We start from the raw sequence: 12,279 nt of genomic DNA, 5'->3' as shown, positions 1-12,279 counted from the left end.
ACCTTTTTCGCGCCGTATTTTTTGGACAGATCGATTACGTTTTTTGTGCCGATGACATTGTTTTTGACCGCTAGATGCGGGTTAAACTCGCATAGCGGCACGTGCTTATACGCCGCTGCGTGCACGACTACTTCGGGATGAAATTCTGCAAAAACCTCCTCCAGCTCATGGCGATAAACGACGTTTATCATCTTTAACTCGTTGCGCGCATCCGCGCCCGTAGCTTCATTTATTGAGTATAGATTAAACTCGCTGTGCTCGACCATGATAAGACGCTTTGCGCCGAATTTCAAGCATTGCTTACAAATTTCGCTTCCTATCGTGCCACCCGCGCCCGTTACCAGCACGATCTTGTCTTTGATAAAATTTTCAATTGCCTTGGTGTCGAGATCCTTGGGCTTGCGCGCGAGCAGATCCTCGATCGATACGTCGCGGATCTTTTTGCTCTCATCCTCCAAAAGCGAAAAGAGCTTGATATCTTTTAGCCCGTATGCAAACAGCTCGTCGTAGAGCTGCTTTAGCTCGTCCGGATACAGCGCCAGCGCGATAATCGCGGTTTTGGCGCCGCTATCTTTGATCATCTGCGGAATTTCGCTCTTGGCTCTGACGACGTAATTTTCGCAATACGTCCCTACTAGCTCAGGCCGCCCGTCCACGACGCCCACCGGATAGTAATTGATGTATTTTTGCCGCATCCCTTTTAGGACGTGAAAGGTCTTGCTCGTAGCGCCCACGACGATGCAGGGCTCGTTATTCGTGATATTTTTCTTCTCACTTAAAAACATCCTCTTTGAAATTCTAATCCCACCGATTAAAATAAACGAGATCGCCGCATCGATGATAATGACCGAGCGCGGGAATGGGTTAAAAACTTTACTCGCTAGAAAAAACAGGATTAAAAAGGTAAGCGCTGCCATAACGTGCGCATAGAAGAGCTTCCTCGCTTCATATAGGCCGAAAAATCTCCACGGAACTAAATAGATCCGCAAAAACCAAAAGTAGAAAATTTTAATCGCAGTAAGACTCGAGGCGCTAAGCAGCGCGCCTTTATAGAATTCGTTCGGTATATCTCCGCTAAATCGCAGCAAAAACGCAATATAAACAGAGAGGATCGAGATAAAAATATCTCCTAGCAAAAAAAACGCGAAGCGGCTAAATTTAGTGGGTTTTAACAGCATCAGATGTTTTCTTTTACGATTTTTACGACGCGTTCGATCGTCTCGTCGCTCATATCGGTGCCGCTAGGAAGGCAGATGCCGCGACTAAACATATCCTCGCTCGTGCCGTCAACTACGCTAAGCGCGCCTGCGAAGATGCTTTGCAGATGCATCGGCTTCCAAAGCGGACGAGATTCGATATCAGCTTTATTTAGCGCATCGATTACCTTTAGATGAGCGTCTTTTTTCTTAAATAATAGCGTTGTAAGCCATCTATTGCCCTCGCCGCCTTCTACTTCGGGCATAAACTCTACGTCGGTGCCTCTAAACAGATCCTCGTAAATTTTAAAAATTTCGCGCTTTCTCTTTACGCGCTGTGGCAAGACCTCCATCTGACCTACGCCGATAGCGCCTAAGACGTTGCTTAAGCGGTAGTTGTAGCCGTAGTCCTTGTGCTCGTAGTGAAGCAGCGGCTCGCGCGCTTGGGTGCTTAAAAATCTAGCCTTAGCCACTAGCCCCTCATCGTTTGAGATCAGCATTCCGCCGCCTGAGGTAGTGATGATTTTATTGCCATTGAAGCTTAGTGCGCCGCATTTTCCGATACCGCCAAGTGCTTTACCCTTATAAAATCCCCCCAGCGCCTCTGCGGCATCCTCGATAACATCAATGCCTTCGTTCGCGCAAATTTCACATATCTCATCCATCTTCGCAGCCTGTCCGTAAAGATGCGTAACGACGAGCACCTTTGGCTTTTTCGGCGATTTTTTGATCGCTTCTTTAAGCAGCTTCGGGCTTAAATTCCAACTCTCGTCGCTGTCTATCAGCACCGGCACGCAGCGCTCGTAAAATATCGGATTTAGCGACGCCATGAAGGTAAATGTGGAGCCAAGCACCACGTCGCCGTCCTTTACGCCGCTGCAGCGAAGCGCTAGATGAAGCGCCGCCGTGCCTGCGTTTAGCGCCAGCGCGCCGCACGTGCCAGTATAGGACTTCACTGCGTCTTCAAAGCGATTGACATATTCGCCCAAAGGCGCGATATAGTTGCTTTCAAATACCTTTTTTATATACTCAAGCTCATTGCCACCCATATTCGGCGGGCTTAAAAATACTCTTGCCATATTCATCCTTCCTTGATCTTTAAATTTAACCTCGCGCGACGCAAGGCTAAATTTAGCTTTCGGCATTAAATTTAAATGCTCGGATTTTATCACTTTTAATGCTATAAATTTTAAATTCAGCTATTTTTTTTAATCACGCGAGCGGGCACGCCTACAGCTACACTGTCGCTAGCTATGTCGCGCACGACCGCAGCGCCTGCGCCGATGATACAGCGCTGCCCGATACTTAGCCTCTGAATGACGCTAGCGCCGATACCGATGTGCGAAAACGCCCCCACCTTCACGCCACCCGCAAGCGCCGCGTTTGGGCTAATGTGCGAAAACTCGCCGATCTCGCACTCATGCTCGATTACGACACCTGAATTGATTATCGCGCCGCGACCGATTTTAGCTCGCGCATTTATCACGGCGCCGGGCATTACGACCGCACCCTCGCCGATAGAGGCGCTTGGGCTAACGATGGCGCTTTGATGAATTAGCGTCGCTATCTCAAAACCCGCGCGCGATACTCTCTCTTGGATCTTTGCGCGAGTTTTATTATCGCCGATTGCGATTATTACGGGGTGCTTCGGCAGATCCTCGCTAAATTTCAGCCCTGCCGCGTCGTCTAAAAAAACGACCTCGCTAAATTTAGCCCCGCGCGCAGCTAGCGCGACGTCCGCGACTACTAGCCCGTGTCCGCTCGCGCCGTAAACGTAAATTTTAGTTGTGCCCATTAAATTTCTCCGTCGTCGCCATGCCCTCTTTATTCACGCCCTCTTTTGCAAGCACCTTTTTTATCGTTAAAAGCGCGATCTTAAGATCGAGCGCGAAACTTAAATTCTGCGCGTAATACGTATCGAACTCAAATTTTTTCTCCCAGCTGATCGCGTTGCGACCGTTTACCTGCGCAAGCCCCGTGATGCCCGGGCGCACGCTGTGTCGCAAGCGCTGCTGCGGCGAATAAAGCGGCAAGTATTCGATCAGCAACGGTCGCGGCCCGATGAAGCTCATATCGCCCTTTAGCACGTTGAAAAGCTGCGGCAGCTCATCCAGACTTAGCGCACGGATCTTTTTGCCGTAATCGTTCAGCCGCTCTTCGTCGGGTAGAAGCTCGCCGTCTGCGCCGCGCTCGTCGCTCATCGTTTTAAATTTGTAAATTTTAAAAATTTGCTCATCAAACCCAGGGCGAGATTGCGTAAAAATCGTGCTTTTGCTAATGTGTTTGCGGATCAAGAACCACGTAAGCGCCATCACGGGCGAAACCAAAATAATCAAAATCAAAGCCGCCGTAAAATCGAGCGCGCGTTTTAAAAAGCTCTTATACATCGATAAATTCCCTATAAACCTCTAAATATTTTTCCGTGACGATCTTTTCGTCGTAATTTGCAAGCACCAGCTCGCGCCCGTTTCGTCCAAGCCTTTCGCAAAGCGCAGCATCGTCTAATAAAATTTCGATCTTTCGCGCAAGATCCTCTGCGTCGCGAGTGCGGCAAATTAAGCCGTTGACGCCATCTTGCACCGCCTCGACACAACCGCTGCAATCGCTTACCACGCAGGCTCGCGCCATGCTCATCGCCTCTAAAACCGTGCGCGGAAAGCCCTCCTTGTAGCTAGGAAGTGCCAGCAAGTAACTAGCCTTCAAAAGCTCTGGCACGTCGTTTCTGGCACCCAGATAATGCACCGCGCCGCTTTGCAAAAACGCAGGATCAGCGGTGCTTTTATTGCCCGCAAAGCCCTCGCCTACGAAGACAAATTTCGCATCCGATCGATCTTTTAAAATTTCTGCTGCTTCGTAGAATTCTCTCACGCCCTTATGCCACATCGCGCGAGCTATCATCAGCACGATTTTTTTGCCGTGCAAATCCTCGCCCAGATCCGCCGCATTAACGATTTGGGGGTTGAACCTTTCAGCATCTACGCCTACACTTTTAATCCTTATGACCTTTTGCTTCGCAATAAGCCCGCGAGATAGCATATAATCGGGATCGGCATCGTTTACAAATACGCAAGCATCCGCCTGCGAAAATGAAAATTTATAAAGCTTCTCCAAAACCACTCGCACGAGCCTTGTTTTAATATCATCGTCGATATAAAAGCTGCCCAGCCCCTCGACTAAGTTTATCACATATTTTATACCCGCCTCTCGAGCCGCCAGCGTACCGAACACATTTGATTTGTGCGCGGCTGTTTGCAGCAGGTCCAAATTTAGCCTCTTTAGCTCGCGCGCAAGGGCTTTGGTGTTGCTAAATACGGTAAACGGATTTAAGCTCGCTCGATCAAGATCGTAGGTTACGGCATTAAAATCGCGCGCTAAATCCTGCGTATAAGCGCCGCGAGGAGCGATTGCAAAAACCTCGTGCCCGCGCTCTTTTAAAGCCTGCATTATCGGGCGGCGAAAGAAATGTAAGCTCATATCGGCATGGCTTAAAAACCCTATGCGAGCCATCTGCTGCATTCCTTGCTTGGCGTTACGAGATTAAATTTCATAAATTTCTCCTTAGCTTGCGGCAAAATTTTATCTAGCGCTTTAATTTATAAACTTTCACAGCAGGGCTTAAGATCACAGGCTCGAATAGCTCGGGCCTATATCTTTCAAATACAAAAAGCTGAATGTAACTTGAGTTTAGCATCGTCTTATCCATCAGCAAAAACCGCCCGTAATCGCGCATGAAAATCACGTAAAATTGCGCGCTGCTGTCCATATTAAACTCTTTTACCGAAAGCTTGCCGCTCGCATCGTAGCTCGTTTCGTAAAAAGTATTGATTGCGAATTTTCTGCCGCTAAATTCCAAACTAAGCAAATTCGGCGAGATCGAAAAGCCGTTGTCCATATGCACGCCGCTTTGATCCTGAACGAACCTATCGCTCGTTATAAAAAACAGCTCACTTAGCTGCTTGCCGTCGGTGATGTCGATATTTGAAAACTGCGTAACGACAGGGAAGATATTCATCATACGATCGGGCAGGATGTAGTAGATGTCGCGCGTAGGCTTCGGCGGCTTAAAATCAGCCAGTCCCAAGCTTAAGATAAAATCATTGACGTCGGTCGCGTTATAGTCTTTTAAAATTTGCTTTAGCTTGTTTGGAATTTTTTCGCTATATCCGCGCTCGGTGTATTCGACATCCAGGCGCGCCATATTTGCAGAGCTCATCTGATCCTTAAAAAGCGCGAAGCTAACGGGAAAATTATCGTTGCCGAGGTGTTTACCGCCGTCGATGAGGGTCTTTACATCGCTGTAATAGCGTATGCCGTATCCGTAGTCCCACCACGAAAGCGCGTAATCCTCGCGCTGCGCCTTATCTTTGAGCTCATCTAGCACCCGCACCTCGCTTTGATAAAAGACCGTATCGACCTTGTACGAGATGATGTGCTGCCACGCAGGATAGATCGCAAGTGCCGTCAAAATTAGCAGTATCGCGCGTCCCGCGATCTTTGGCAGATCCAAGCGCTTTACGCAAAAATACAAAATATATCCGAAGCTCAGTCCCATCACACCTACGGCATAGATCGTAAATCTAAGGCCTGCTTTGTTCGCCGCAAAGCCCAAAAGCAAAAGCGGGATCGAGAGCAAAAATTCCTTATGTCTAAAGCAAAGCACTAAATATCCGATCGTCGCGATCACAAAAACCGCGACGTGCGAGCTGATGCGCTCCATAAAGATATTAGTTGGCACGATGCCCGATTCTTGGATCGTTTGATTGACGTTAAAAAAATGAAATGCCATATCGGCGTTGTCCGCAAAGGAACGGAAGATATAAAATTTCGCCTGAAAGATGATCGGGCTAAGACCTCCGTTTGCGATGAAAAACGCCACGGCAAAGCCGCCCAAAAGGGCTAGGGATTTAAAATTTAATAGCTTTCCTTTAAATGCAAAGAGCCAAAATAGCGTAAGCGAGATTAAAATTTTTGCCACCAAAGGCGTGGAGCAAAGCGCAATCAAAAAGATGATCATCGCTTCGTAATTTACCGCACTTTTTCGCTTAAAAATCAGCGTGTAGGCGAAAAACATGGCGAGCATCATGGAATTTAGCGAGAAGCTGGACGGATACCACCACATATAAAATATCGTAAACGCGCCCAGCCAAAACAGCGTGCTGCGCGAGCCGCGCGTGCAGATACGGATGAGCGCCCACAAAATACACATCGCAAGCACGATATTTAGCATATCGGTGTCGTAATACCCCGCCATAGTGCGGTTGTAGTAGCTATTCGCCACGCTCGCGACAAGCGCGCCGATGAAGCCCGCGCGCATGCAGCGAAACTCACTTGAGATAAGCAAGATCGGCACTACGATGAGCGAGCTAAACAAAGCTGGCAGATAAACGAATATCGTCTCGATTTTAAAGGGCAAAATTTCAGCCAAAAACGCCGTCACGATCGAAAGCGGCGCGCTAAAATAACTAAGATCGTTGGGCTGATGAAAGCCCGCAAGACGGTCACGCGCGCCCTCTGCAAAGGCGTAGCCGTCGTTGGTGTTTATCATCAGCTCGCCATCCCAAAAAAAGTAGTTCACAAAGCCGCTCGCCCAGTGCACCCACCACATACGAAACGCCACGCTAAAGGCAAACGCTAGCAAAATCATCAGCAAAATATGCTTGGAGAACTCATAATTTTTTATGAAGCCAAAAATTCTACGCCTGGCAGGAAGCGCGCCAGCTGCCTGATTTTTAGAATTTTGGGAATTTTCTGCTGTAGAGTTTTTAGAATTATCAGAATTTATGCCGTTTGTAGAATTTAAAGCACTTGCGGAATTCGCATTTTTAAATTTAGCCAAATTAGCGGCTTTTGCGGAATTTTTATTTATAGAATTTTTGCTCGTGGAATTCGCAGTACCTTTCAAATTTGAGTTTGTAGAATTTGCGCCTGCGGAATTTTCAGAATTTACCGAGGTAGAATTTCGTCCGCTTGATTTTTTAGCCTTTTTGGATTTTTTTTGTGCTCGCATTTTTGCAGAAGCAGCGCGCACTTGATCGTCACTTAAATTCTTAACGCCGGCGTGCGCGGAATTTTTGCTCGCGGAATTTTTTGCATCAAGCGCGGAATTTTTATCGCTCTGAGGCACGGTATCCTCGCTACCCTCAAGCTCGGCATTTTCGCCGCTAAAATTCTCTCCGCCGCCTGCGGAATACTCTGCGTCAAAATTTCCCTCACTAGCAAAATTTTCGCTTAAGGCAGCTTTGTCAGCACCCATTGATTGCGCGCCTTTTTGATCGTCCGATCCTTCGTCGATCTCTCTAACGCTAAAAGCCTTTTTTTCTTCACCCACGCCTATTTTCCTTCGTCGATTTGTTCTATTTTTGCGATCAGCTCGCTTGCTATCCGTTTTTTATCGAAAAACGAGGCTCTAATTTTAGCCTTTTTCTCATAAAATTTTACATAATTTTCATCATCCAGCGCTTTTTGCATCGCCGCTTGAGTGCTTTCTAGATCGTTTACGCCCACCAGCACGCCCCATTCGCTCTGCCCCATAAGCTCGCGCGCGCCGCTTTGATGATCGCTTGAAATTACGAGCTTGCCGCACGCAAGCGCCTCGATGAGCGCGTTTGAAAACCCCTCAAAAAGGCTTACAAAGACGAACGCATAGCATCTAGCCATATATTTATACGGATTTGCGTCAAAGCCCAACAGCTTCACGCGGCCGCTTAAGCCCAGCTCCTCTATCAGAGCCTCAAGTTCGGCTCGCAGCACGCCGTCGCCTAGGATCAGTAGGTCTTTGTCATTATTTTTTAAATTCGCATACGCGCGGATCAAAAGCGCGTGGTTTTTGCCCGCATCGAGCCTGCCGACGCTTAGGAAAAACGGCCTCTGCTGCGCGATAGGCTCGCTAGCTTTGCGACCGATCTCATCCAGATCGATCGCGTTGTATAGTACGCTCATCTTGCGCTCATCGATTCCAAAGTTATCCGCCAGATCGCGCAGATTGCCAAGCGAGTTTGGAAAGATAAAATCAGCCTTCGGGTAGAGCTTGCGCAGCAGAAGCTTTGAAATTTTAGATTTAAAGCTCGGCTCTTTATATAGCACCGACGGCGTCGAGCATTCGTTAAAAATCATCGCTCCGCCCAATCCGTAAACTCGCGCCAGCGCCGCCACGTAACAAGGGCGGTTCATCCAAACGAAGTGGATGTCGATACTCAGCCTCTCGCATAGCTTTTTGTATCGCAGCGCCAAAAACGGCAGCTTTGCGAGCTTCAACAGTCCATTTTCAAAAGGGGCTGATTTTTCGATAAAATGGATCTGCACGCCGCTTGGAATTTCATAAAAAATCCTCTCGTTCATCAGCACCAGATGCACTTCGTAGCGCGCCGTAAGCTCGCCTAATAGGTTGCTTACGACGCGCTCGGCGCCGCCGCCTCCCATCGAATATATAAAAACGCTTAATTTCTTCATCCCTTTACCTTTTAAATATCGCTGCCGCGCCCTAAATTTAAGCTTTAGTTCCGCTTTTTATGCGAGCATACGCCGCGCATTCCGTTTAAATTTAGCGCGTTTTGCGCTGCCCCAAGCGGCTAAATTTCATCGCGCGATGCGGCTTTATAAATTTAAACGCGCCGTTTTGCTCGGGCGCAAGATGCTATCTTAGCACACCGAAGTTTAAATTTAATCCCTGCGCGCCGCTAGGGCATCAATAAGCGGCTGCTATTTACGCGCAAACCGATCGATCAAGCCCTGCCAGAGCTCGACTATGCGCTCCTGCGAAAAATCGTCTAAATTCTCATTTGCATTTTGCACCAGCCGCTTTTGCAGCGCCTCATCGCGCATCAAATTTTCAAGCTTGCTCGCAAGTTCATTCGCATCGCCGCATTTAAATAAAATGCCGCTAAAGCCGTCCTTTATGAGCTCTTTTGCGCCCGCCGTGTCGCTGCTAAGCCGTGCGCAGCCGTAAAATGCAGACTCGATCAGCACGTTCGGAAGCCCCTCGCTAAGCGAGCTGAGTACAAAAATTTTAGCTTCTTTATACAGCTCGCTCACGTCCTGTTTATGCCCTAAAAAACGCACTTCAAGTCCAAGCCGTGCTGCCAGCTCGCGCAAGCTTTCGCGCAGCGAGCCGTCGCCTGCGATTAAAATTTCCCACTGCGCAAGCAGGCCTTTATCGATCCTGCTTAGCGCATCAAAGTAAATTTCATACCCCTTTACGGGCTCGAGCCTGCCGACGCTTAAGATCACGTTTCGCTTAGCGCTTTTAGCGCCATCAATCTCGCCGAAAAAAGGATTATGCACGACGAAGCAGTTTTTGACAAATCGCGAATAGTACTCAAAGTCCGAGCGCGTAAGCACCGTAAGCGCGTCCGCTTTTTTGTAGCACAGATCGCGCACGCGGCTAAAAAGCCCGCTTGGCAGATAATCGTGCGCGTTGTGCTCGGTCGCGATGAGCGGGATGCCTAGCCCAAAGCTTGCGATCACGCACGCTACGTTCGTCCAGTCCATAAAGCTGATGATGACGTTTGGGCGCTCGCGCTTGAAACACTCGCGCAAAATTCTGTATTTATCGAACCTGCCGCCGTTTTTATAAACATCTAGATGCAAAAATTTTATCTTTTCGCTAAATTTATACCTGCCCTCGTCATTTTCCAAAATCGCGATCGTAACGTCGTTTGCGCGCGCAAAATGGTTCGCCAAGACCTGCAACACGCGCTCGGCGCCGCCGTTTCTAAGAGCCGCGATGACGAATAAAATTTTCATTTTAGCTTCCGATAAATTTTATAAAATAGCCGCAAAAGCGCGGGGCTAGCGTAAAATAAGACCATCATCAGCGTCTGCGTGCGGCTTGCATGCGCTGCGAAAAATCCAAAATCCAGCCGCTCGCGCACCAAAGCGTGCAGTGAGCGGATCTGATCCGCAGCTTCTGCAGCGCTTAAAGGAGAGCGGGGATCTGCGGTCTTTCTTTGCGACGCGGAATTTTGCTTAGAATTTCGCATATAATTTTGCTTGGCGGAATTTTTAACTGCAGAATTTTTACCGCATGCGCAAGATAAACTATCAGCGCCATGCAAATCTGCCTCGTTTGCCAAGCTGCGCTTATTAGCCTTGGAAGGAGAAGTTGCATCTCCATCCAAGCCTGCAGGATCAAAGCTTGATTTGATAATTAAAAACGCCGTATTCAGCGCGGATTCGCAGCGAGTAAAATTAGCCTCACGCGCCAAGCTTGGATAATTCGCAGCGATCGCCTCAGTATAGCGGCGCACCGCAGCGATGACCGCCAGATGCCTGCGAGCGAATGAGTTTACGGTCGAGCCCGCCCTTACGCGATAAAAATATAAAATTTCATCCGTGCACGCCGAAATAGAAGCGTTAAAAATATCAAAAAATATCGCCACATCCTCATAGATCTGCCCCGCAGGAAAGCGCAAAGCAGTGAAAATTTCGCGAGCAAACAGCGCGCGCCAAACCGCGGTGCTAAAATACGGATCCTGCGTGCAGCTGCGTCTAAAAAGCTCTTGCGGCGATATTTTGTATTCGCCTGCGTTGGCATTTGAATTTGCAGCTCCTCCTGGATCGCTAATCTCTTTAGAATTTTGATTTTCTTTAGAATTTAAAGCCGCCTTGAAATTATTTATTTCGCTCTCGTCGCTAAATGCTGTGTAGCCGCACATAGCTATTTTGGTGCAAAATTTCTGCGTCAGACGAAAAAGCGTCTCAATCAAATCAAGGCTTATCAAGTCGTCGCTGTCTACGAAACTGATAAACTCCCCGCGAGCGACATCCAAAGCAGCGTTTCGCGCGCTAGCCTGTCCGCCGTTTAGTCTATGCAACACGCGCACACGGGGATCGCGCGCAGCGTATTCGTCGCAAATCGCCTCGCTGCCGTCATTTGAGCCATCATCTACGAGCAAAATTTCTAAGTTCGTATAGGTCTGCGCCGTAATGCACTCCACGCAAGCGTGCAGAAATTCTTTGACATTATAAACGGGGATGATGACCGAGATTAGGGGATTTTCGCTCATTATTCCTCCCTGTGTATCGTAGCGGCTATAAAATCCAACCAGCGTTGCCCGATCGTTTCAATTTTAAAGCTCTCCTCGCGCTTGGAGGCATTTTGTACGAGTCGCTCGCGCAGCTTTTCGTCGCTCATTAGAATTTCAAGCTTTTTAGCGATACTTGCGCTATCTCCCACTGGACACAAAAACCCATCCACGCCGTCGCTTATAAGCTCGCTAGGACCTGCGATGCAATCTGTAGAAATTCTAGCGGTGCCGAAAAATATACTTTCCATCAAAATATTGCAAAAGCCCTCCATCTTGGAGGTTACGACTACGATTTTAGCGCGTTCATATAAGCTTTCGATATCGCGCACAAAGCCGATGAACTGCACGTTTAAGCGCAGCTTCGCAGCTAGGCTCTCAAGGCTCTTTCGCTCCTCTCCGTCGCCTGCGATCACCACCTTCCATTCTTTTAAAAGATTGAAATCTACAAGCGCAAGCGCCTTAAGAAGGACATCAAAGCCCTTATAGACATTGAGCCGGCCGGCTGCTAGGATGATATTTTCTTTAGGCGGGCGAGCATCTTTAGCATGGCTGATCTCAAACATCGGATTAGGCATAATCGCGCGATTTTGCACATATGTGTAATGATCCAGATCAAATTTACTAAGCACGCTAAGAGCTGCAGCCCTCGGATAAAAGATCCGCTTGAGAGCTCGCCAGATCGGACTTTTTAAAAAGCGATGATTGGTGTGTTCGGAGACGATGATTTTCTGCCCGACTCCAAGATTTGCGATAAGCGTAAGGACATTGGTATTATCTAAAAACGAGATTACTACGTCAAATTTACGATTTTTTAGAAGCCTGTGCAAGGCTAAAATTTTATCGTAGCGCTTTTTTATATTGCCAAATACTCCTAAATCGCCCACTCCCAAATCCAAGCTAAGAAGCTCGATCTTAGGATCTAGCGCGTAAAACGGCTCATCTGCGTCAAATTTTATCACACAGACTTCATTCTCACGGCAGAAAAAATTTGCCAGCACGCTTAGCACGCGCTCGGCACCGCCCTTGCCTAAAGCAGAAATTACCATAGCTATTTTCAT

Annotated in this window: 10 protein-coding genes; all 10 read right to left on the bottom strand. The window is 48.1% G+C overall.

The window, feature by feature from the left end; genetic code table 11:
* The coding region (locus Q0238_RS02770; protein ID WP_297942714.1) for a polysaccharide biosynthesis protein at positions 1 to 1,178 on the bottom strand (1,178 nt) is incomplete at its 3' end.
* Entirely contained in the window at positions 1,178 to 2,275 is a 1,098-nt protein-coding gene (gene pglE / locus Q0238_RS02765; protein WP_297942722.1) for a UDP-N-acetylbacillosamine transaminase, read from the bottom strand. The genes Q0238_RS02770 and pglE, both read right to left, overlap by 1 nt.
* Before the next feature lie 116 nt (positions 2,276 to 2,391).
* Positions 2,392 to 2,991: a UDP-N-acetylbacillosamine N-acetyltransferase gene (pglD, locus tag Q0238_RS02760; RefSeq protein ID WP_297942712.1), complete on the bottom strand. Its 600-nt coding sequence runs from the start codon at positions 2,989 to 2,991 to the stop codon at positions 2,392 to 2,394.
* Positions 2,978 to 3,583: an undecaprenyl phosphate N,N'-diacetylbacillosamine 1-phosphate transferase gene (gene pglC, locus Q0238_RS02755; protein ID WP_297924287.1), complete on the bottom strand. Its 606-nt coding sequence runs from the start codon at positions 3,581 to 3,583 to the stop codon at positions 2,978 to 2,980. The genes pglD and pglC overlap by 14 nt, the downstream gene beginning before the upstream one ends.
* Positions 3,576 to 4,703 carry a glycosyltransferase family 4 protein gene (locus Q0238_RS02750; protein ID WP_297942720.1) on the bottom strand — a complete coding sequence of 376 codons (1,128 nt, stop codon included), beginning with the start codon at positions 4,701 to 4,703 and terminating at the stop codon, positions 3,576 to 3,578. The genes pglC and Q0238_RS02750 overlap by 8 nt, the downstream gene beginning before the upstream one ends.
* A gap of 73 nt (positions 4,704 to 4,776) precedes the next feature.
* Positions 4,777 to 7,524 (bottom strand): STT3 domain-containing protein, encoded by a 2,748-nt coding sequence (locus Q0238_RS02745; RefSeq protein ID WP_297942710.1) that lies wholly within the window; start codon positions 7,522 to 7,524, stop codon positions 4,777 to 4,779.
* Between the two features lie 2 nt (positions 7,525 to 7,526).
* Positions 7,527 to 8,645: a glycosyltransferase gene (locus tag Q0238_RS02740; RefSeq protein ID WP_297942708.1), complete on the bottom strand. Its 1,119-nt coding sequence runs from the start codon at positions 8,643 to 8,645 to the stop codon at positions 7,527 to 7,529.
* A 249-nt stretch (positions 8,646 to 8,894) separates the two neighbouring features.
* The gene (locus Q0238_RS02735) at positions 8,895 to 9,938 is read right to left on the bottom strand and encodes a glycosyltransferase family 4 protein (protein ID WP_297942706.1); all 1,044 of its coding nucleotides are present in this window, start codon (positions 9,936 to 9,938) and stop codon (positions 8,895 to 8,897) included.
* The gene (locus Q0238_RS02730) at positions 9,935 to 11,200 is read right to left on the bottom strand and encodes a glycosyltransferase (RefSeq protein ID WP_297942704.1); all 1,266 of its coding nucleotides are present in this window, start codon (positions 11,198 to 11,200) and stop codon (positions 9,935 to 9,937) included. Before Q0238_RS02730 ends, Q0238_RS02735 begins: the two co-directional genes overlap by 4 nt.
* A complete protein-coding gene (locus Q0238_RS02725) occupies positions 11,200 to 12,279 on the bottom strand; it encodes a glycosyltransferase family 4 protein (protein ID WP_297942702.1) in 1,080 nt (359 codons plus the stop codon). Before Q0238_RS02725 ends, Q0238_RS02730 begins: the two co-directional genes overlap by 1 nt.

The organism is uncultured Campylobacter sp., from assembly GCF_938045775.1.
GTDB lineage: Bacteria > Campylobacterota > Campylobacteria > Campylobacterales > Campylobacteraceae > Campylobacter_B.
The sequence above is the reverse complement of the archived record's forward strand: the minus strand, read 5'-3'. Positions and strand labels throughout refer to the sequence as shown.

Bases quoted from the DNA above. Each gene is read 5' to 3' on its own strand.
- pglE (WP_297942722.1), bottom strand. From the start codon at position 2,275: ATGGCAAGAGTATTTTTAAGCCCGCCGAATATGGGTGGCAATGAGCTT.
- pglD (WP_297942712.1), bottom strand. From the start codon at position 2,991: ATGGGCACAACTAAAATTTACGTTTACGGCGCGAGCGGACACGGGCTA.
- pglC (WP_297924287.1), bottom strand. From the start codon at position 3,583: ATGTATAAGAGCTTTTTAAAACGCGCGCTCGATTTTACGGCGGCTTTG.
- Q0238_RS02750 (WP_297942720.1), bottom strand. From the start codon at position 4,703: ATGGCTCGCATAGGGTTTTTAAGCCATGCCGATATGAGCTTACATTTC.
- Q0238_RS02740 (WP_297942708.1), bottom strand. From the start codon at position 8,645: ATGAAGAAATTAAGCGTTTTTATATATTCGATGGGAGGCGGCGGCGCC.
- Q0238_RS02735 (WP_297942706.1), bottom strand. From the start codon at position 9,938: ATGAAAATTTTATTCGTCATCGCGGCTCTTAGAAACGGCGGCGCCGAG.
- Q0238_RS02730 (WP_297942704.1), bottom strand. From the start codon at position 11,200: ATGAGCGAAAATCCCCTAATCTCGGTCATCATCCCCGTTTATAATGTC.
- Q0238_RS02725 (WP_297942702.1), bottom strand. From the start codon at position 12,279: ATGAAAATAGCTATGGTAATTTCTGCTTTAGGCAAGGGCGGTGCCGAG.